The sequence below is a fragment of the Citrobacter amalonaticus genome (genome assembly GCF_002918555.1).
GTDB classification, from domain to species: domain Bacteria; phylum Pseudomonadota; class Gammaproteobacteria; order Enterobacterales; family Enterobacteriaceae; genus Citrobacter_C; species Citrobacter_C amalonaticus_A.
Genome location: NZ_PQMB01000009.1, coordinates 148,026 through 169,064, shown reverse-complemented (window position 1 = coordinate 169,064; position 21,039 = coordinate 148,026). Strand labels below are relative to the sequence as shown.

Annotated in this window: 19 protein-coding genes and 5 pseudogenes; 7 read left to right on the top strand and 17 right to left on the bottom strand. The window is 50.8% G+C overall.

Annotation, left to right across the window (positions count from 1 at the left end; all coding sequences use genetic code 11):
* Both C3432_RS26295 and C3432_RS26290 read left to right on the top strand, forming a co-directional pair.
* Positions 1–204: pseudogene (locus tag C3432_RS26295) on the top strand (IS110 family transposase); the annotation flags it as partial.
* A gap of 36 nt (positions 205–240) precedes the next feature.
* Entirely contained in the window at positions 241–1,773 is a 1,533-nt protein-coding gene (locus tag C3432_RS26290) for an IS3 family transposase (protein ID WP_103780438.1), read from the top strand.
* Positions 1,774–1,791: 18 nt separating this feature from the next.
* Here the strand turns inward: C3432_RS26290 and C3432_RS26285 are convergent.
* Positions 1,792–2,136 (bottom strand): annotated as a pseudogene (locus tag C3432_RS26285) (GNAT family N-acetyltransferase); the annotation flags it as partial.
* Positions 2,124–2,390 (bottom strand): type II toxin-antitoxin system TacA family antitoxin, encoded by a 267-nt coding sequence (locus C3432_RS26280; RefSeq protein ID WP_103780436.1) that lies wholly within the window; start codon positions 2,388–2,390, stop codon positions 2,124–2,126. The gene C3432_RS26280 and the pseudogene C3432_RS26285, both read right to left, overlap by 13 nt.
* Positions 2,391–3,048: 658 nt before the next feature.
* Here C3432_RS26280 and C3432_RS26275 point away from each other — a divergent pair.
* The 4 genes and pseudogenes from C3432_RS26275 (at position 3,049) to C3432_RS28270 (ending at position 8,027) form a co-directional block, all read left to right on the top strand.
* The gene (locus C3432_RS26275; protein ID WP_146050981.1) at positions 3,049–4,614 is read left to right on the top strand and encodes a sensor domain-containing diguanylate cyclase; all 1,566 of its coding nucleotides are present in this window, start codon (positions 3,049–3,051) and stop codon (positions 4,612–4,614) included.
* Between the two features lie 316 nt (positions 4,615–4,930).
* Positions 4,931–5,242, top strand: coding sequence for a flagellin N-terminal helical domain-containing protein (locus tag C3432_RS28200; RefSeq protein WP_258041664.1), 312 nt, complete (start codon positions 4,931–4,933; stop codon positions 5,240–5,242).
* Positions 5,226–6,236: pseudogene (locus C3432_RS26265) on the top strand (FliC/FljB family flagellin); the annotation flags it as partial. The gene C3432_RS28200 and the pseudogene C3432_RS26265, both read left to right, overlap by 17 nt.
* Before the next feature lie 96 nt (positions 6,237–6,332).
* Positions 6,333–8,027 (top strand): methyl-accepting chemotaxis protein, encoded by a 1,695-nt coding sequence (locus C3432_RS28270; RefSeq protein WP_103780430.1) that lies wholly within the window; start codon positions 6,333–6,335, stop codon positions 8,025–8,027.
* A 423-nt stretch (positions 8,028–8,450) separates the two neighbouring features.
* Here the strand turns inward: C3432_RS28270 and C3432_RS26255 are convergent.
* Positions 8,451–8,532, bottom strand: a pseudogene (locus C3432_RS26255) (IS200/IS605 family transposase); the annotation flags it as partial.
* 10 nt (positions 8,533–8,542) lie between these two features.
* Here C3432_RS26255 and C3432_RS26250 point away from each other — a divergent pair.
* A complete protein-coding gene (locus C3432_RS26250) occupies positions 8,543–8,971 on the top strand; it encodes a zinc ribbon domain-containing protein (RefSeq protein WP_374755489.1) in 429 nt (142 codons plus the stop codon).
* Here the strand turns inward: C3432_RS26250 and C3432_RS26245 are convergent.
* The 14 genes and pseudogenes from C3432_RS26245 to fliG all read right to left on the bottom strand — a co-directional run bounded on the left by C3432_RS26245 (position 8,958) and on the right by fliG (position 21,039).
* A pseudogene (locus tag C3432_RS26245) lies at positions 8,958–10,071 on the bottom strand (RNA-guided endonuclease InsQ/TnpB family protein). The gene C3432_RS26250 and the pseudogene C3432_RS26245 sit on opposite strands and share 14 nt — an antisense overlap.
* A 156-nt stretch (positions 10,072–10,227) precedes the next feature.
* The gene (locus C3432_RS26240; RefSeq protein ID WP_103780428.1) at positions 10,228–11,868 is read right to left on the bottom strand and encodes a methyl-accepting chemotaxis protein; all 1,641 of its coding nucleotides are present in this window, start codon (positions 11,866–11,868) and stop codon (positions 10,228–10,230) included.
* 213 nt (positions 11,869–12,081) lie between these two features.
* Positions 12,082–12,870, bottom strand: a complete 789-nt coding sequence (gene fliR / locus C3432_RS26235; protein ID WP_103780426.1) for a flagellar biosynthetic protein FliR — start codon at positions 12,868–12,870, stop codon at positions 12,082–12,084.
* A gap of 4 nt (positions 12,871–12,874) precedes the next feature.
* Positions 12,875–13,144: a flagellar biosynthesis protein FliQ gene (gene fliQ, locus C3432_RS26230; protein ID WP_103780424.1), complete on the bottom strand. Its 270-nt coding sequence runs from the start codon at positions 13,142–13,144 to the stop codon at positions 12,875–12,877.
* A 12-nt stretch (positions 13,145–13,156) separates the two neighbouring features.
* The gene (gene fliP / locus C3432_RS26225; RefSeq protein ID WP_103780422.1) at positions 13,157–13,930 is read right to left on the bottom strand and encodes a flagellar type III secretion system pore protein FliP; all 774 of its coding nucleotides are present in this window, start codon (positions 13,928–13,930) and stop codon (positions 13,157–13,159) included.
* Positions 13,927–14,337, bottom strand: a complete 411-nt coding sequence (gene fliO / locus C3432_RS26220; RefSeq protein ID WP_103780420.1) for a flagellar biosynthetic protein FliO — start codon at positions 14,335–14,337, stop codon at positions 13,927–13,929. The genes fliP and fliO overlap by 4 nt, the downstream gene beginning before the upstream one ends.
* A complete protein-coding gene (gene fliN, locus C3432_RS26215; RefSeq protein ID WP_103780418.1) occupies positions 14,337–14,741 on the bottom strand; it encodes a flagellar motor switch protein FliN in 405 nt (134 codons plus the stop codon). Before fliN ends, fliO begins: the two co-directional genes overlap by 1 nt.
* 6 nt (positions 14,742–14,747) lie before the next feature.
* Positions 14,748–15,746 (bottom strand): flagellar motor switch protein FliM, encoded by a 999-nt coding sequence (fliM, locus tag C3432_RS26210; RefSeq protein WP_103780416.1) that lies wholly within the window; start codon positions 15,744–15,746, stop codon positions 14,748–14,750.
* A gap of 5 nt (positions 15,747–15,751) precedes the next feature.
* Positions 15,752–16,249 (bottom strand): flagellar basal body-associated protein FliL, encoded by a 498-nt coding sequence (gene fliL, locus C3432_RS26205; RefSeq protein ID WP_103780414.1) that lies wholly within the window; start codon positions 16,247–16,249, stop codon positions 15,752–15,754.
* Positions 16,250–16,393: 144 nt separating this feature from the next.
* On the bottom strand, positions 16,394–17,524 hold the full coding sequence (locus C3432_RS26200) for a flagellar hook-length control protein FliK (RefSeq protein WP_258041669.1): 1,131 nt from the start codon (positions 17,522–17,524) through the stop codon (positions 16,394–16,396).
* Positions 17,521–17,970 carry a flagellar export protein FliJ gene (gene fliJ / locus C3432_RS26195; protein ID WP_258041668.1) on the bottom strand — a complete coding sequence of 150 codons (450 nt, stop codon included), beginning with the start codon at positions 17,968–17,970 and terminating at the stop codon, positions 17,521–17,523. Before fliJ ends, C3432_RS26200 begins: the two co-directional genes overlap by 4 nt.
* 15 nt (positions 17,971–17,985) lie before the next feature.
* A complete protein-coding gene (gene fliI / locus C3432_RS26190; protein ID WP_103780409.1) occupies positions 17,986–19,350 on the bottom strand; it encodes a flagellar protein export ATPase FliI in 1,365 nt (454 codons plus the stop codon).
* Complete coding sequence (locus C3432_RS26185) at positions 19,350–20,060, bottom strand: flagellar assembly protein FliH (RefSeq protein ID WP_103780407.1); 711 nt, start codon at positions 20,058–20,060, stop codon at positions 19,350–19,352. The genes fliI and C3432_RS26185 overlap by 1 nt, the downstream gene beginning before the upstream one ends.
* Positions 20,053–21,039 (bottom strand): flagellar motor switch protein FliG, encoded by a 987-nt coding sequence (gene fliG / locus C3432_RS26180; RefSeq protein ID WP_103780405.1) that lies wholly within the window; start codon positions 21,037–21,039, stop codon positions 20,053–20,055. Before fliG ends, C3432_RS26185 begins: the two co-directional genes overlap by 8 nt.

Below are 21,039 nucleotides of genomic sequence, written 5' to 3'. Positions count from 1 at the left end.
CTACACCGTCTTGTATTACATCATTGAACCGGGATTTGTTTGTAAAACAGTCATGGGATGTTGTTGGCAGGAAACAGTATAAAAAGCAGTTTCTTGAACATCTCTATGATGTTGCTGCGGATTCCATTGCATTACCGTTGTCAGAAGATTCTCTGGCAGTGACCACGTTCAGATTACAACTTCATCGTTATGTCGGGCTTGGGGGTGCGGACGAATTCCTGGACCGTCAGGAGTTAATTTATGCATTCATACGAGGATCGTATCCGGGCCGTCGAACTCTATTACCGATACGGTAAAAAGACCTCTGCGGTTGTCAGAGAGCTGGGATATCCGTCCACAAAGCAACTCAGGCGTTGGGTTCAGATTTATGAAGAGAAGGGCGATTTACCCAGAGATTTAAAGCCAAGGGAGCGCTATTCACGTGCGCAGAAAATTGCTGCTGTTGAGCATTATCTCACTCATGGTGGATGCCTGTCGTTCACTCGTCGCGCCATCGGTTACCCCAGCAACGAGGTTCTCAAATCCTGGATTCAGAAGTTTTACCCTAACAGCCGTCCTTTGGTTATTCGCTCAGGCACGAATAAATGCTTCAGTCCGGAAGAAAGGTCTCAGGCCGTTCGTGAGCTCTGTAGCAGGCGCGGAACCGCGCGTAAAGTGGCACAAAGCATAGGCGTCAGCGTTCCGGTCCTGTACAAATGGAAGAAAGACCTTATCAGTGACGAGGCTTATCGCTCCATGCGCAAACGAAATAGCGTTTCTCACGACAAAAAACAGGATGAGCTGCAGGAAGAAATCCAGCAGCTCAGACAGCAGATTCATCAACTGCAGCTCGAACGTGACATACTGACAAAAGCGAATGAACTGATAAAAAAAGACGTGGGCATCAGCCTTCTGACCCTGAAGAACAGGGAGAAAACCCAGATCGTTGATGCCCTTAAGGAAACGTATCCCGTTACTGAGTTACTGAACGTTCTGCAACTTGCCCGTAGCTGCTATTTTTACCACAAAGCCAGCCAGCGCCTGCATGATAAGTATGCGGAAATACGCGTGATCATGGCTGATATCTTTGAAGAGAATTACCGCTGTTACGGCTACCGGCGTCTTCACGCGATGCTTCGTGGTAACAACAGGGTTATTTCTGAGAAGGTCGTCCGCAGACTGATGGCAGAAGAACAGCTCGTAGTTAAGCGTACGAGGCGACGGCGATACAGTTCTTACTGCGGAGAAATCAGCCCGGCACCGGAAAATCTGCTCGCCCGGGATTTTAGTTCCTGCAGGCCAAATGAAAAGTGGCTGACCGATATTACCGAGTTCCAGCTTCCGGCTGGAAAAGTCTATCTGTCGCCGGTTATCGACTGCTTTGACGGCCAGGTAGTGAGCTGGTCGATAGGAACACGTCCGGACGCGACGCTGGTGAATACCATGCTCGATGATGCGCTCGATACGCTGAACGCAAATGACAAACCGGTGATACACAGCGATCGGGGTGGCCATTATCGATGGCCGGGCTGGCTTGATCGTATCAACAGATTCGGACTTATAAGGTCTATGTCGCGCAAAGGATGCTCGTCGGATAATGCGGCGTGTGAAGGCTTCTTCGGGCGGGTCAAAAATGAAATGTTCTACGGCAGAAACTGGGCAGGCATCACGCAGGAAAAATTTATCTGCTTCCTGGACAGGTACATACGCTGGTATAACGAGAAGCGCATCAAGTTATCATTGGGTGCAATGAGCCCGGTGAAGTACCGGCAGCATCTTGGGATCACAACATAACAGTCCAGGAAAACATCCGCAGCCCCGTACCGCATCGTGCAGAAGATCGGCGCCAAGCCCTTTGCCCCGAAATGCAAGATCGACGGCCAGACGAGCAAGTATGATTACGGGTATAGGATCAGGCATGTTACGACGCAGACTACCGGTGGCTTCGGTGTGGTTGACGCTACCTGTTGCCAGCGAGTAAAAACCAACCACCTGTTTCGTGTCTTTCTTACAGACAACAAACGTCCTGGCAGCACCGATAGTCTGATTTTTTATCCCTCTTTGCTTTAACCATTCATCGAGCACAGCCTCTCCGCTTACAAACTCCGCCAGCTGATGGGAACCAGATAAAGGTTCTGGTGCAGTTATTCGTCCCACTGAGTTTTCCTTGCAAGCAGCTTATTGATGGCTGGATCATCTCTGACCGGAGTATCGAGCATACCGATGAATTCGGCATATTGTTCATCATTAAAATTGAATACCCGACGATCGAGAATGACATTCTCTGCAGCCTGGCACGCCATTTCCAGGATAAAGTCTGTGCGTGATTTGTGAAGGATTTCTGCGGCGGCATCGATAAGTGCCCGCTGGGATTCCTTCGCTCTAAGATTGAGCTGAACATCTGATTTCATACATTGAACCTCTTGTATAGCAATTGCTTTACAAGCATAGCATAAGGGTTATGTATAGCAAATACTATACACTGCAATGTCAAACACATTCCTCCTTCCGCAGGCCCCATGACAGGCGGTAACCCCCGTACCCAAACCGAATGAGTCGTGATGTCTGGCTGTACAATGAATAACCAGCAGCAATGCTGAATTACCGGGCGGCTCAAACCGTCTGGAAAAATCACGGTTTTAAATGTGATGGACGATGCCCGCATCATGACAACGTAGCAATTCGTTCATAGCGGGGAAAAGTAACGACTTTCCTGGCGAGATTTTAGTATTAATGTGCCTGAATTATTTGATATTTTTTAAATCGCGATTTAAATTTCAGTTCATCCCCATAAATAAAAACCGAATAATTCAGAATAATACATTTAAGTTTTTCACATTTCTGCCGTATAAGAGCAGGAATATTCTATTTTTCAAATAGCAACCAGCCGTTACTCTGTTGATACTCCAACCTTACTGAAGTATTATATAGTAATACCCCTCATGTTTTCATAACTTTATGTCGAAAAGACGTAACATTACAAACAACTAGTTCATGATAAAGTTGATGGATTATAGATCTCACATTTATAATCGTCTGTTTTTTCAGCCAGGACGCCGGAGATGAGTAGTGAGTAACTCGAGTAAAAGGCAGGTAAATTTTAGCCGAACGTTGAACTTAAGCTTTTTGATAATATTTATGATGTTTATTGCTTTTTGTTTTTTCATTGCACAAAAACAACTGGATGACATCCGTAAATCTTATCATAAAGTTAACAACACCTTTGTTTACAACTTTGCTCGTGGTCAAACTGAAAATACGCTGCAAATGATGGAGCACTCAATCACATCGATGTCAAAAGTGCTCACCAGAGACGGCAGCTTTACCGATCTTAAAAGCGTTAGCGACTCGACGTTCAAAGATAACTTACTCAGGGCTCTGTCACTCCTGCCGGGCGTCTCTAACATTTCTCTTATCGATAAAAACGATGAGATTTTGACTATCCCCTCTCACTTTTCCAGCCATGAAAACCAGGGGGCAACGCTTCGTGAATTACCGTGGTATATAAATGATTCGTCATCATTTTCATCTATTACCTATAGCCAGCCTTATTTAGATCTGTATACCGGCGAACGTAAAGTTAACATTTCAGTTCCAACTTACGATAAGCAAGCAGTTATGACGGCTATTCTGTCATTTGAAGTTGATATTAAAAAAATGGGCCACGCCCTGCGCCAGAAAGTGACGCCGCTGGAAGGTGAATCCTTTATCGTTACGCGGAAAGGCGGCGTGGTTATTCATCCAGACCCGTCACTTAAAAATGAAGTATTGGTCCCGGAAAATGTTATTGCAAAAATGCGTAACGCGTCGGGATTCGTCTATGACAAAGATAACAAAAATTACTTTTACTACTATTCCTATACTAATCCCGACTGGTTGTTCATTTATAAGGTTGAAGAAAAAATACTCTCCGCGATCGTGTGGGAAGAAAGCTCGAAAGTTATCTATGCTCAGGTCATTTCGGTTGTGATGATCATCATTTGTTGGCTTCTCGTGCAGTCGGTAATGAAAAATATGTTTATGCGCGTGATCTCCAGCATCAATTCGGGTACGCCGTTCAATGCGACCGAAGAAGTAATGGCGCAGGAATTAATTAACAATAGCCAAAAAGTAGAGACCTTCCGCAAGCAGTCCACGACGGACGAGCTTACCGGCCTGCTTAACCGCCGGGCGTTCGATGAGAAACTGGCGCAAAATGTCATATCGAAAAAACCGTTCTGTCTGGCAATGGTGGACATCGATAACTTCAAATCGCTCAATGACACCTATGGCCATATCTTCGGTGATATCGTGCTTCGCAAAGTAGCGGAAGCCGGCATGAAGGTGGTCGAATTCAGCGGCGCGCTACTCTTCCGCTACGGCGGGGAAGAAATGGCCGTGGTCTTTGAAAGCGACGACCCGGAATGGGCGGAAGAACAACTCAATCAATGGCGCGTCGCGGTCGAAGAACACGACTGGCGTGAAAAGGGTCTGAAAGTGACATTCAGTGCGGGGATGGGCAGCTGGGAACGCGAAGATCCCGAGGCCTTCATTGCCCGCATTGATGCTTTGCTGTATGAAGCAAAACATCAGGGTAAAAACCGCGTGATTTGTGCTCCCCGTCACGACGAAGAGGAAGGCAACGAAGAAGCATAATTCAGGCAGTCCGGCGCTAACCGTATCTTCTCCGCCATCCCTTCTGAAGCGGCATAGCAAAATGCTATGCCGCTATTTTTCACCGAACTGAATTCCCCTTTTGCCATCATGGTCACATTCGTTTGTCATGGATATCACGTTTTTTCCCTGATAAAACCGCCCGGAAGCTCTCGTTAAGAGGGGATAATATCTTTGTGTTTATTTTTTTCTGTCACTTTTCCGCCAAAAAAATTTCAGTAATTTCATTTTCCACCGATGTTTATTCTAGACGGCAGCACGAAATGCCTGCCTCCAGAGCAATCATCAAGGAGAAGACATGTCTCAAGTTATCAATACTAACGCCCTCAGCCTGGTTGCTCAGAACAACCTGAACAAATCTCAGTCCGCTCTCGGCACCTCCATTGAGCGTCTATCTTCCGGTCTGCGTATCAACAGCGCAAAAGATGATGCTGCCGGCCAGGCTATCAGCAACCGTTTCACCGCCAACATCACCGGTCTGACCCAGGCGTCACGTAACGCCAACGACGGTATCTCCATCGCACAGACCACTGAAGGCGCGCTGAACGAAGTCAACGATAACCTTCAGAACATCCGTCGTCTGACCGTTCAGGCTCAGAACGGCANTTGAGCGTCTATCTTCCGGTCTGCGTATCAACAGCGCAAAAGATGATGCTGCCGGCCAGGCTATCAGCAACCGTTTCACCGCCAACATCACCGGTCTGACCCAGGCGTCACGTAACGCCAACGACGGTATCTCCATCGCACAGACCACTGAAGGCGCGCTGAACGAAGTCAACGATAACCTTCAGAACATCCGTCGTCTGACCGTTCAGGCTCAGAACGGCACCAACTCCGAGTCTGACCGTAAATCCATCCAGGACGAAATCAACGCCCGTCTGGAAGAAATCAACCGTATCTCCGAACAGACCGAGTTCAACGGCGTGAAGGTTCTGAGCGCTGACCAGACTCTGGGTATTCAGGTTGGTTCCAACGACGGCCAGACCATCGACATCAACCTGAACAAAGTGGACTCGTCCACTCTCGGCATGACAGGCTTTGACGTCACCAGCGTCGCGACCCATGTCACCGCTGGTGCGAGCGTTGTGCAAGGTGGCGAAAGCTTCAAGCTGGATGACGCTGCGCTGGCGGCTATGAAAACGGCTTCCGAGTTAGACAATGCGGAAATCTACTCCACCACCGACGCGGGCGGTAACGTGACTTACTTCGCGGTAGGTCAGGATGAAGATGGCGACACCGTGGCTACGACTATTAAAGTTGACCTGAGCGAAGATGCGCTGGCAGATAAATTCGATGTTGGTGTAGACGTCACCGCGACTCATCTGGCCATGACCACTCAGCTGGACACCATCGACCAGGCCATGGCTCAGGTTGACGAACTGCGTTCTTCCCTGGGTGCCACCCAGAACCGTTTCGATTCTGTTATCAGCAACCTGAACAGCACCGTTAACAACCTGTCCGAATCCCGCTCCCGTATCCTGGACGCGGACTTCGCTTCTGAAGTGTCTGAAATGAGCCGCGCGAATATCCTGCAGTCTGCCGGTATCTCCGTTCTCTCCCAGGCAAACCAGGTTCCGCAAAACGTACTGTCCTTGCTGCGTTAAGTTGGCAGTCATAAATGATGAAATCCGGAGCGAGAAGCTCCGGATTTCTTGTCTGAAGGCTAACTGAGGTACATCTCTTTACTCTGGATCAATACCATGTTAAATCGTGTTAAAATCTCTACCAGCTTAATCATCCTTCTGGTCATCCTGCTGACATTTCAGGTTCTTTCTTCCGGTCTTTCCATCCGAGCGCAAAGTACGAGCAATGATGCTCTGGAGACAATGACACGCCTGAATAATCGTGCTGACTTTATTAACCAGGCATGGGCCTCAATGCTGGAGTCGCGCGTCACTATTAACCGTAGCTCCCGCTCCTTAACGCAGGAAAACAACCAGTCTACAGACCCTCAGGTTCGTGAGCTTCTGATTCAGGCCGAATCAGAGTTAAAAGATTCTCAACGTTACTGGAATGACTTCCAGAACGCCCCCTCTAACCCATTAGTTACAACAGGCATTGTTGATACGTTGGCCAAAGATTTCGACGCTTACGCCAAAGGCCTTTCTGAGGTGATTCAACTCCTAAAAACCAATGATATTAATGGTTTTCTGGAATACCCGACTCAAGTTCATCACGACGCTTTCGAGTCATCACTGAGCGAGTATCGTAAAGAAGTCGAGCGCATTTCAAACTATCTGGCGACGCAGACCGAGCAATCATCCAATACCGCGTTCTGGTCTACCCTGGGCCTCTTAATGGTAACGACCTCCATTATCATCATCAGTTTGTACGGCATTAAAACCATTCTGATTGCGCCGATGAACAAGATCCTCGACGGCATTAAGAGCATTTCCGGAGGCGATCTCATCACATCGATAGGTGTTGAAGGCACCAACGAGATGGGGCAAATTGCGACCCGTCTGCGCGACATGCAAAAAGCGCTGGCTAAAACGGTGGGTGAAGTCCGTACCGGTGCAAATGCTATCTATACCGGCGCGACGGAAATCGCGAACGGCAACAGCGATCTTTCTGCACGTACTGAACAACAGGCCGCTTCGCTGGAAGAAACCGCAGCCAGCATGGAAGAACTGACGGCGACCGTTAAGCAGAATGCCGAAAATGCCCAGCAGGCGAGTCAGCTGGCGCACAGTGCATCTGAAACCGCCGGACAAGGTGGGAAAGTGGTCGAAAATGTCGTAATGACGATGAATGATATTGCCGACAGCTCGCAGAAAATTGCAGAGATCACCAGCGTTATTGATGGGATTGCCTTCCAGACCAATATCCTGGCGCTGAACGCCGCCGTTGAGGCTGCCCGCGCCGGTGAGCAGGGCCGGGGCTTTGCCGTCGTCGCCAGTGAGGTACGTAACCTCGCCCAGCGCAGCGCTCAGGCAGCAAAAGAGATCAAAACCCTCATTGATGAGTCCGTTAATAAGATCTCCTGCGGTGCCAAATTTGCGGAAAATGCCGGCGAAACGATGGGTGACATTATCAATGCTATCAGCAACGTCACTGACATCATGAATGAGATTGCCTGTGCTTCTGAAGAGCAAAGCAACGGCATTCAACAGGTCGGTATCGCTGTTGCAGAAATGGATCGCGTGACTCAGCAGAATACCTCCCTTGTGGAAGAGTCTGCTGCAGCCTCTGCTGAACTGGAAGCTCAGGCAAGCCGTCTGAATAAAGCCGTAGCCGTGTTCCATATCAGCGAAGGTTTACAGGACAGCTACGCGAATGAACTCTCTAACCGCACTGTCGAAAAAAAATCGCCGCGTGTTCTGGAAGGTTCTAAAACGCGCTCGCTGGTAACCACGGATAGCAGCAAAGAAAACGACAGCTGGGAACAGTTCTGATTTTCTGACCATCAGGGCCGGGAAAACGTAAGATAAAACGCCTCCCCCAGTGTTTCGGCACAGGGGGATTTTTTTTCTCAGAGCACGAGTAAAAGTCCTCCGGGCATCACGTCCGGAGAGTCAACCTTCACAGAACCGGCAAACCCACGCAATCTATCGGCGGTCTGAGACGGTACCGGTGAACCGGTCACCTTCACCCGTTCCCGCTAACCCAATTTGGCCCCTTGCCTCTGGTTTAGCACGGCAGGGTTACGCAAAAGAGAGGTATCGGACCGAACGAACCTGACAGAGGCATGAGAATATCGTCCCTGAATGGGATTTCTCACAGGCTAATGATAAATAAGGACATCGGGTGGGATTTGACTCTGCCCGCCCTGAAAGGACGGGAAAGGATAGCGCGGACGGCGTAGCCCTCCTTGGTTTTCAGTGAGGTGTCTGCTGCTGTTCGATGTACTGGCGCACGATGGAAATCGGCGCACCACCACAGGATGAAGCGAAGTAAGGGCTGGTATGAAATGCCCCGCCAGCTTGAGTACAAGCAGCTCTGGCGTGGCGGTCAGGTACTGGCTGTTCCGCCAGCGTACACAAGCCAGCGTTGCGCGTGCTGCGGTCATACAGCGAAAGAAAATCGCCTGTCACAAAGTAAATTCAGGTGTCAGGCGTGTGGATATACAGCGAACGCCGATGTAAACGGCGCTCGTAACATTTTAGCGGCGGGACACGGCCGTGCTTGCCTGTGGAGGGATGGTGCAGTCAGGCCGCCCGTTGAAGCAGGAACCCACCGAAATGATTCAGGCGACAGCCTGAACGTAGCAGGAATCCACGTCCTTCAGGGCATGGAGGATGTCAACCGTATTCGACAGCTTGATTTGACACTCCCCTCCCTAAAGGAAGGGGATTCTTGTTTCGCGGAGTCGAACCTAAACCACTTTAAGCGGCTTTAGGATTTACAGACTCTCCACAAGCTAACGCGGCCAGCCCGACCGCTTTTATATTCTTCGCGGCGTTTACGTCACGATCATGGTTAGCCCCACATTCAGGACATACCCACGAGCGAACGAACGTTAAGCGCCATTTTTGGCATGGTATAGCCGCAACCGCTACAGCGTTTTGAGGACGGGAAAAACTGGTCAATTGCGACCACTGATCGCCCCGACCATTCGCCCTTATATTCAAGCTGGCGAACGAATTCGCGCCAGCTTGCGTCTGCTATCGCTTTGGATAGTTTCGGATTGCGGATCATGTTTTTCACTTTCAGGGATTCGACGCAAACAACTTGATTCTCGTTAATGAGTTTGCGGGATAGCTTGTGCAAGTTATCCCGTCGGCAATCAGCAATTTTCGCGTGGATGCGGGCGACTTTGGCGCGGTTCGTTGAGCCTTTTTTCTTCTTGCTCAAACGGCGCTGTAGCAACGCGAGACGCTTCGCATATTTAGCGGTGTGGCGGAGATTGCCAGTTTTGAATCCGGTATCAGTGACGAACAAATCTGTTAAACCAACATCAATGCCGACCGTTTTCGCGGTGATCGGCAGTGATACAGGTTCAAACTCGCAGAGGCACGAAACAAAGTAGCGCCCCGCTGAATCTTTGGACACGTTGACGGTAGACGGCACGGACGGCAAAGGGCGCGACCAACGCACGTCTAAAGGCGTTTTGCTCTTTGCCATGTATAGCTTGCCGTCGCGGTATTTAAACGCGGCATCGGTCAGCGTAGCCGCCTGTTTATGGCGCTTGCTTTTGAAGGTCGGATATTTCGCCCGCCCTGCAAAGAAGTTGGAAAAGGCGGCTTGTTGGTGGCGTAGCGCTTGCTGTAGCGGGACGCTTGAAACGTCATTAAGCCAGGCAAATTCTGACTCTTTTTTCAGTGCGGTTAATCGTGCGCTGGCTTGCGTATAGCCGATCTTCTCTTGTCGGTCATAGTACGCGTCAGTGCGCCAGCGCAAGATGCTGTTATAGACAAAACGCACACAACCGAACGTTTGAGCCAAAAGCTCAACCTGATCGGGAGTAGGATAGAATCTGTATTTATATGCACGTTTCATGGCTTACATTTTGTGCTGCTTTATGTAAAAATCAAGAAACGATTAGGTAGAAGGTCAACGGCAAGCCTTATATCCCCGACCTAAAAGAACGGGGTTTTACGGCGCTTCTGGATAAAAAACGCCAGACAAGCTGGCGTTATCGTATTTCACTAAGGATTAGAACTCGGTCCAGGTGCCCTCTTCCGCACGTATTTTCTGTCTGGTCGACTGAGATTTTTTAGACGGCGTTTTCAGTGCAACGACAGGACGTTCTTCCCGCGCGGGCGGGTTTTCATCCACATGGAACACCGCGACGGTATCAAACAACGCCTTCGCCAGGTTATTCATGTCCCGGGTGATTTGCGCAGACTGCTCGACCAGCGTCGCATTTTGCTGGGTCGCGAGATCCATCTCGTTAACGGCCTCAGAAATCTGGCTGATCCCCGAACTTTGTTCCTTAGAAGCCTGAGTGATCTCCAGCATAATGTCGCTGACGTGGGTAACGGAAGCCACGATCTCCTGCATTGTGGTACCGGCGTCTTCAATCAATCGTGCGCCGTCATCGACATTTTTCATCGAGTCATTAATAAGCGAACTGATCTCTTTTGCAGCGTCAGCGCTGCGTTTGGCCAGATGACGGACTTCCGTTGCCACCACGGAAAAACCGCGCCCCTGCTCCCCGGCGCGGGCAGCCTCAACGGCGGCGTTCAGCGCCAGGATATTGGTCTGATTCGCAATTCCGTCAATCACATTATTGATTTCGGAAATTTTTCGCGCGCTGGACAAAATCTTATCCATCGTAATGACAACGTCTGACATCACCTCAGACCCGCTGCCCGCCGTGCTGCGCGCCTGCTGCACCAGGTCGTTCGCCTGGCGCGCGTTTTCCGCATTGTTGGCGACGATGGTTTTTATCTCTTCCATACTCGCGGCTGTCTGATGCAGTGCGCTGGCCTGCTGCTCTGTACGTGACGCTAACTCAAGGTTGCCGCGTTCAATGTTTACCGCTTCGTTATTCAGGTGATCGGACTTCAAACGAACCGAAGAGATCATGCTAATCAGTGAATCTTTCATCTCCTGCAAAGACACCAGCATCAAGCCAATTTCATTGCGCGATCCGATCTCAAACTGATGGTAAAGCTCGCCTTTGCCAATTTTTTGCAGCATCGTCGCGGTCAACGTAAGGCGCTGAAAAACATTACGTTTAATGATGAACCAGAAGTATACAGAGAGCGCCACGGCGGCACAGAGCAGAATAATAGCCACCATAATGTAAGAGGAGCGGCTGGCTTCAAACTCGTCTATATAGCGGTTGCTGCGCGTTTTGCTGTAGGTGGCGTACTCTTCAATGGCCTGGTCCAGCGCCGTTTCCCTCGCGCCATTATTGAAGCCGCTGTTAATATAAGCTTCCAGCTGTTTCAGGTTGCCGTTATACCCGTCAATCAGGTCATTGAAGCGCTGATAGATAGCCTGTGTCAGCTGCGCGCCGCGATCGTCGATCCCTTCAGCATGGTAAAAGGCATCGGCATATTTTTTAGCATTTCCGATACTGTCACGTACGGCAATGACTTTTCGATCGAGCAGCTCCTTGCTGGCATGGGTATCATTATGGACAAAGTTAAGGTCGCCTCTGGCCATGGTCAGATGGACACTCATTAAACGCAAATCGCGAAGTTTATCTGTGTCCGCTTCCAGATTGCTGAAAGTATCACTGACGTTATACATCGATTTAATCGAGTACAGCGAAACGGTAACAATACCGAGACACAGAACGAACAGTACCCCTTTTATAAGCGCAGAAATGCTATATTCTTTCATATATTACCCAGAGTCAGTGACAGATGGAGGTGATTAAAATTAATGTTGTTGTGCCATGGATATAAATCTAAAAAACACACCACGTCAGGAACTATTATTTTTATACGTCTGACATGTCGATCCTAATCATTCTCTCTGCGGATGCAATAATTATATCCTTCAGCAACCGGGGGAAAAGCGAGCAAAAGTGTGTGCAAAATAAATACAGAAAAATCATCCACCGCTTAGCATGATAATAATAACTGAGAGATGGTTAAAGATATCAGCCATCAGGCTCTCAATGAACGGCGACAGCGTATACATCTCCAGCGTCAACGCGGTCATTCCTGTCGACAGGGTTAGCGGGAAGCCCACGACAAAGATAGAGAGTTGCGGCGTCAGACGGTTCAGCAGGCCAAGCGTAAAGTTAATCGACAGCAGCAGGGTAATAATGGGCAAGCCTAACATTAACCCGCAGCGGAAAACTAACCCGGTGACATGGGCTAAATAATAAAAACCGCTGGTATCCACCGCAGCATCACTGTTTACGGGCAGGACGGTAAAACTTTCGCTGAGGATTGTTAAAAACCACAGATGGCCATTAAATGACAGAAACAACAGGGTCGCCAACAGATTCAGTATCCTGGCTATCACCGGCATATTGCCGCCGCCGGAAGGATCAAAAAAAGTCGCGAATGACAATCCCATTTGCAGGCCCATAATTTCACCCGCGGTTCTTACCGTAACAAAAATTAGCTGAACGGTTAATCCCATTGCTGCGCCAATCATTAACTGCTGCGCGGTCACCCATAATCCCTGATAGGAAATCATGACCAGATTTTCGTCGGGTAAATTACGGCTAATAAGGAACGCAATAATTATGGCGAGGCCAACCTTCACCTTTTTCGGAACTTCAGTCTCATTAAAAATAGGCGCGGTAGTGAAGATAGCCAATACCCTGAGCGTAGGCCAAAAAACATGGCTGATTTGCTGATACAGGCTCTCAACGGGCAGAGTAAGCATGACCCTAACCGATCATGTAGGGTAAGTTGCTGTACAACGTACGCATATAATCAAGAAAAAGACTCATCATCCACGGGCCGAGGCAAATCGCCACCGCCAGAATCATGAGGATCTTCGGAATGAACGACAGCGTCATTTCATTAATTTGTGTGGAGGCCTGCAAAATACTGATGGTCAAACCAGTCAGCAATGCAGTCACCAAAAGAGGCGCCGCAATCATCAGGCCGACCTTCACGGCCTGAAATCCCATCGCCATTACGCTTTCAGGTGTCATTTTTTATCCTGTCTAACTAAAGAAACTTTGAGCCAGCGAGCCCATTAACAGCTGCCAGCCGTCGACCAGCACGAAGAGCATCAGTTTGAACGGCAGTGAAATCGTCGCCGGAGGAACCATCATCATACCCAGCGCCATCAGGACGCTCGCGACCACCAGGTCGATAATCAGAAAAGGGATGAAGACGGTAAAACCAATCTGGAAACCCGTTTTAAGCTCGCTGGTGACAAACGCAGGCAGCAAAATATTCAGCGGTACGTCAGCAGGCGTATCGAAATTTTCAGACTTCGCAATACGCGTGTACAGCGCCAGGTCTGTTTCACGGGTTTGCGCCATCATGAACGACTTCAGCGGCACCACCGCACGATCCAGCGCGGTTTCAAGCGAGATCTTATCTTCAGTCAGGGGCACCCACGCGTCGCGATGAATATCATTAAACACCGGCGACATCACGTAAAACGTGAGGAACAGCGCCAGCCCAAGCAGTACCTGATTCGGCGGCGTTGAGGGCGTGCCAAGCGCATTTCGCAGCAGACCCAGCACGATAATGATTCGCGTAAAGCCTGTCATCATCAACAAAATGGCAGGTAAAAACGTAATCGAGGTCAGTAAAACCAGCGTCTGCACCGGAAGCGACCACGATTCTCCGCTGTCAGAGCGCGTCAGCATTAAATCGCTGTTTGCGGCCTGGGCGGGATCCACGGACAGCAGAAGTCCGATCGCCAGCAAAAGATGTACTGACAGCAGCGTCCAGCCGCTGCGAGACGGATGCCTGAACAAACTCATTCTGTTGGCTCCGTTTTGCGCTTTTTCAGCATATTGCTTAACACCGACTGAAAATCAATCGTGCGCGAGGCCACCGCATCCTGCGGCTCATCATCGCGTTTTTCCAGAGTGGCGAGACAGTTGATACTGGACGGCGTCACCCCCAGCAGCAGCCATTTGTCATCAACTTCGACAATAACGACACGTTCACGCTGCCCCAGCGACTGGCTACTTTTCACCGTAAGAAGTTTGTTGCCGCGAATCGCATGGGGAGCAAAACCAGCACGGCGCGCAATCCATGCAATGCCGGCGATAAACAGAATGATTAAGCATAGCGCGCCACCGACGTTGAAAAGAACAGAGCCTGGCGGGCTGTTATCGACATTAGGAATTGATGTTTGAATCTCAGTAAGGGTATGACTCTTCATTATCTACTCAAACGATGCATTCGCTCCGAAGGAGTAATAATGTCCGTGATACGGATACCGAACTTGTCGGATACCACCACCACTTCTCCCTGTGCGATCAAATAACCATTAATTAAAATATCCAGCGGTTCTCCGGCGAGGCCTTCCAGTGCCACAACCGACCCCTGGCTCAGGCTCAGTAATTCCTTCACAGTCATTTTTGTACGGCCTAATTCCACCGTCATTTTGACCGGAATATCGAGAATAAGGTCCAGATCCTGTGAAAAATGCGCAGCCAGATTATCTTTGGCGGAAAGCGGCGCCGCAGCACTGCTCTCAGTGGATAATTGCTCGCTCATTGCATCTCCCCAGAGATCGTCAATGGATTCCTTATCGCCACCAGAGGATGGGGTGATGTTACTCATCAGCAATTACTCCTTCTTAAAAGATCCTAAAACAGGGTTCATCATCTGCTCTACCTTCAGAGCGTACTGGTTGTTCACGCAGCCGTATTTACCGGACAGCACGGGAACACCGCCGACAAAGGCTTCAATATTTTCCGGTTTATCGACAGGGATAATATCGCCCTGTTTCAGCTGCATAATCCGGGAGAGTCGGGTCTCGATCTCTGAAAAATTCGCCACCAGTTCCAGCTCGGTCGCCCGAACCTGGGAGGCCAGCGTTTGTCGCCACTGCGCATCTTCCTGTTTCGAATTTTCCACGGGTGGATTAGTCAGTAATTCACGCAATGGCTCAATAATGCTGAAGGGAATGCAAATTTCGAACTCCCCACGGTGCGCGCCAATCTCAACGTAGAACGGCGTCGTCACCACAATGTCGTTGGGTGAAGAAGTGATGTTGGTAAACTTCACCTGCACTTCCGCACGAACATATTCCGTTTTTAGCTTGTAAATGGTACTCCAGCCATAGTCGTAGGCCTCAAGTGCCATCGTCATAATCCGCTGAATGATCCGCTGTTCCGTTGGCGTAAATTCACGACCGTCCGCTTTCGTCGGGAAACGACCGTCACCGCCAAACAGGTTATCCACCGCCATAAAGACCAGATTTGGCGAGAAAGCAAACAGTGCCGTCCCCCTTAGCGGGTTCATATGAACCAGGTTCAGGTTAGTTGGCACCGGCAGATTTCGGGCAAACTCATGGTAGGGCTGTATTTTAATGTTTCCGGCCGTAACATCCGGGCTACGACGAAGCAGGTTAAATAAACCAATTCGAAACTGACGCGCGAAACGTTCATTAATAATCTCAAGAGAATGTAAACGTTCGCGAATGACACGCCGCTGAATATTGGGATCGTAAGGTTTTACGCCTTCGCCCAGCGGCGATTGGGTTATTTCAGTTTCGCTATCGGTGCTGCTTCCTCCGTTCAACAGGCGATCAATTTCAGCCTGAGATAATGAACTGTCAGACATTGAAATTACCGTAATATGAATGCATTGAATAATACGTCAGTAACGACCGCGCTTTGGTCAGCCGCAAGGGGTTTATTCATGACTGTTTTAATATTATCGACCAATTGATATTTCCCATCATCAGTAGATAATTCATCTGCCGTTTGCTTAGAAAATAGCACCAGTAAACGACTGCGCACTTCAGGTAGATATTTCTCGATCAACTCCTGGGATTTATCATCCCGAACGCGCAAGGTCAGGCCAATGTACAGGATACGGTCGTTCTCACGCTGCGTAGGTTTCAGACTGACAGTGAAGGTTTCCAGTGGAATATAGACCGGTACCACAGATTCAATGGAAACGGTCTGTTCAGGCGCACCGTCCACTGCCAGCTGCTTGATGCTCTTCATTTCATATAATGTATAACCAGCGATCACACACGTGCCTGTCATGATTAACAGAAGAAGAAGAATGGTGAGGTTTTTTTTCTTTCCTCCCGCTGAATTTTGATTCTTTTTTGGCATTATGTGAAAACCTTGTTATAAATTACTAAGCAAATCAGGTAAAACATCTCTGAATGAGGGATGTATTCTATTACACACCCTCTCTCAGACAATTCAGCGATTAGGTCGAATTAGTGTCGGCAACTTAACAGTTAACTATTTCCGTCATGCAAACGTATTTATCCCAACCGGGCGCATCGCACTCTGCATGATGACCGAATCAGGCTCTGCCAAATCGGCGATAACATCCCCGTTCTCCTCATCCCCTGCGTGATCCGCAGCGAAACGCGCAGGCTGTCCGTTGTCCTCCCACGATGAGGACGACTCCGCGCCAACGCTGCTTTCTCCCAACTGAATGCCGGATTCCGCAAGCGAAGTACGCAGCTGTGGCATGGCGGCTTCAAGTGCGGCGCGAACCTGGTGGTTTTCTGAAACGAAATGCAGCGTCGCCTGATCGCTGTTCAGCTGCATATTAATGCGGATAACGCCCAGCTCCTGCGGGTTCAGACGGAGTTCCGCATTCTGTATGCCGTTGCGCGTATAGATGCTCATTTGCTGGTTCAGCGACTGTCGCCAGGCTTCGGTTCCCAGCTCCGGGTTCAGGACCGCGGTAGGGACAGGCGTAGCCACGGGTTGGGCTAACGGCAGACTCTGAGCCGGCGTTTGTGTCGACAGGCTTGCCCCGACTAACGGTGCTGAGGGGGCATCCGGAATTGCCGTCATGTTTGTGCTCATTTCAGGCGATTGAGAAGCTGGCGTTACGGTACCCGTTGCAATTTCAGACATTTTAACGGACTGCGCCGGAGACGCGGTCACTGGCTGCTGATCGCGTTTATCCGCATTGCTGACGGGCAGCGAGGCCTGCGCTGCGGCTGTCGGGCCATTTGAGGCCTGAGCATTTGAGGCCTGAGCATTTGAGGCCTGAGCATTTGAGGCCTGAGGCAGCGTCGTGGTCATTTCCGTGGTGTTGAGACTTTCCTCGCCCTCTGCCGTCGTGACGTCCGGACTCAGGGCCTGAACCACCTTATCGACCTGAATCATCAGTTGTAATACGGGGGCGCCAGCCTGCTGGGCGGCGAGCGTCTCCTCCTGAGCCAGCGCGGTATCCACGTTTTCCAGGAGCACAATGGCAACATCAGGCTGAATATAGGTTGAGGTATCGGCTGGCGTCAGCGCATTGATTTTCTCTTCCAGCGCTGCCGCAAAGTTTCCTGTCTCATCCTGCCCGGCGTCAGGCAGAACCTGACTGCCCTGGGTCAGAATAGCGTCCAGTCCAGGTGTTGTTATCACATTCATAAAAGCTCCTTCCCTGCGCTGGCGCGCTGGGCAAATTCATCCATCATTTTCTGTTCCTGCCGATTCTCTTTCAGTGCCTGTACGCCGTCGGCCCGGCTTTTCAGGGTGTCAAACGCATGCAGACGCTGGCGATCGTCACGCCAGGAAACAAGCACCTGGTTAACGGACTGCTGGCAGGCAGCCACATGCGTTGAGTGCTGGCGCACGACCCGGCCCAGTGAGTCGATAAACGATTGTTGATTCACCAGATCCGAAATCAGCATTCCTTTACTTGCCACCGTATTGTGTAACTTTTGCAGATACTCCTGCTGATAAGATTCAAGCTGTTCCTGCTGCGTGACGGCCTGAGAATAGTCCTGCTGGACTTTACCGAGTTGAAGGGTGGTGTCGTCGAGCTTCTGCTGCGCCCGATCGCGCAGAACATCCATAGGTGAACGACTTCTCATAACGGGGTCTTAACCTTACTGGTCGGTATTATTGGCAAAAATTTCACTGAGCTTTTGAGTGGACTCTTCATAGTCGGCGCTTTCATAAATGGCCTGCTGTAAGAAGGCTTCCATTTGCGGATAGATTGAAATCGCTTTATCCAGTACGGGGTCGCTACCCGTGGCGTAGGCCCCCACGCTAATCAAGTCTCTGTTGCGCTGATACGCCGAAAGCAGCTGTTTGAAATGACGGACTTTCCCGTAATGCTCTTTATCGATCAATTCCGTCATGGCACGACTGATGGATGCCTCGATATCGATGGCCGGGTAATGCCCCGCTTCAGCCAGGCGGCGCGACAGCACCACGTGCCCGTCAAGAATGGCGCGCGCGGAGTCAGCAATGGGGTCCTGCTGATCGTCCCCTTCGGTCAGGACGGTATAAAAGGCCGTGATAGATCCCCCGCCTTTGATGCCATTGCCTGCCCGTTCCACCAACGCCGGTAATTTCGCAAATACTGAAGGCGGATAGCCTTTGGTTGCCGGTGGCTCCCCGATAGCCAGCGCGATTTCACGCTGCGCCATCGCATAGCGGGTAAGGGAATCCATAATCAGCAGCACGTCCATACCGCGATCGCGGAAATCTTCCGCAATGCGCGTCGCATAAACGGCCCCCTGCATACGCAGGATCGGCGACACATCCGCAGGCGCGGCAATGACCACCGAGCGGCTTAGCCCCTCTTTGCCGAGGATATTTTCGATAAAGTCTTTAACTTCCCTGCCGCGCTCGCCGATCAACCCCACCACAATGACGTCCGCCTTCGTGAAGCGCGCCATCATGCCTAACAAAACGCTTTTGCCCACGCCGGAGCCCGCAAACAGCCCCATACGCTGGCCGCGTCCTACGGTGAGCAGGCCGTTAATCGCCCTGACGCCGACATCAAGAACGTTCTTAATGGGATCGCGCAGGAGAGGGTTAAATGGCTGAGTAAACAAAGTGTTGTGATAGTGTCGGCTGGGTGGCGGCAGGCCATCCAGCGGCCTGGCCCCGGCATCAAGAACGCGACCAAGCAGCTCCGGCCCAAGCGGGAGTTGCTTCCCATCTTCGCTCTCCATTGCGTAAACGCGGGCACCAGGCAATACGCCATCCACGTTCTCAAGGGGCATCAGATAAAGGGTTTCGCCGTTAAAGCCAACCACTTCACTCTCTATTTTCTGAATACCCTGTCCCTGCTTACGCTCAACAATGCACAGCGTACCAATCGGTAATTTAAGTCCGATGGCCTCCATCACCAGCCCGGTCGCGCGGGTTAATCGTCCATACTGACGGTACGGGCGCAACGATTCCATTTGCGTTTCGCGCGAATCAAGCTCGCCCAGCCAGTCGGTTAGCCGGTTCATCATCAGAAGTAACCCTCACGGCTGAGGTTACACAGCTCCTGCCAGCGTGTTTCCAGCGTGGCATCAAGCTCGCCATCCGCAGCGGTGATTCGGCATCCCCCCTGCAACATGGCCGCATCACCCCGCAGCTCCCAGCCCAGCGAGGTCAGCATCGGGCCAAGACTTTCTTCCACAAGAGCGACATCCTCCTGGCTGACCCACAGCTGAATGTCGCTTTTGAACAGGGTGTCCTCTTCCACGAGGCGTTGGATCTTTTCCAGCAGCAGCGCGTTGTCGATCGTAATCTGCTTACCCAGCATCGATCGCACCGCCGTCATGGATAGCTGAACCAGGCGTGAAGGGATCACGCAGTCCAGGCTATCCAGCGCGGATTTAAATTCGGCAAACAGGCGGTTAAGGCGCTCGACGCCCTGGTCCTGCTGTGCGCGGGACTCAGCCAGCCCCTGTTCCAGCCCCTCTTTCCGTCCTGACTGCAATCCTTCCTCGTAGCCGCGCTTTTTCCCCTCTTCGATCCCGCGCGCTTCGCCCTGAGCAAAGCCTTTTTTCTCCGCCTGTTGGCGGATGCGCGTCAGTTCGGCCTGTAACAGCTCATCCGATTCGAAGTGCGTGGTGTTGCTGGCTGCGGCAACGGGCGTCAGCGTGTCCAGCTCAAGTGGGTATTCATCAGCCAGCAAATCCTGCGGCTGCCAGCTTTTCCAGAGGTTATCAGACATACACATCCTCGCTGCCGCCAAGCACTATTTCGCCGGATTCCGCCAGACGACGAACAATAAGCAGAATACTTTTCTGCTCCGCCTCGACCTGGGACATACGTACCGGCCCGCGGGAGTTGAGATCTTCCATCATGATGTCCGCCTGACGACGAGACATATTGCTGAAGAATTTTTCGCGCAGTGGCGCTTCGGCACCCTTGAGCGCAATGATGAGCGATTCGTTGTCGACTTCCTGCAGGATACGCTGGATGCTGCGGTTTTCCATTTCGACAAGGTTTTCGAACAGGAACATCTCGTCGATAATTTTTTGTGCCAGTTCGTGGTCGTATTCGCGAACGGCTTCGATCGCCGCATCTTCCTGCTGAGATTTCATCAGGTTCAGGATCTCCGCCGCAGGACGAACACCGCCCATCTTGCTGCGCTTCAGATTCTGACCGTGCAGCAGTCCGTTCAGCACTTCCGTCAGTTCCTGTAGCGCGGCCGGCTGTACGCCGCCAAAGGTGGCAATACGCAGCATAATGTCGTTACGTTCCCGGTCATCAAACTTGGCCAACACGTCCGCGGCCTGCGAACGTTTCAGGTGAACCAGGATCGTGGCGATGATCTGCGGATGCTCGTCGCGAATCAGATCATAAACCGTCGCTGGCTCCATGAAGTTGAGGGTTTCAATGCCGTTGCTACCGTTCTGCGAATCCAGCAGATCTTCCAGCAGACTGGAGGCGCGTTCTTCACCCATCGCTTTCACCAGCACGCTGCGCAGATAGTCGCTGGTGTTCACACTCAGCACTGCGAATTCCGTGGCGTCATGCTGGAAGTCTTTCAGCACGCCGGATAACTCGTCATGGGTGAAGCCGCTCATGCTGACCATCGCCGAACTGATCTGCGTGACCTCATGGGTATTCAAATGTTTAAAAACTTCTGCTGCGCGTTCGTCGCCCAGCGTCAGCATGACAATGGCGCTTTTTTCATAAGCGTTCAT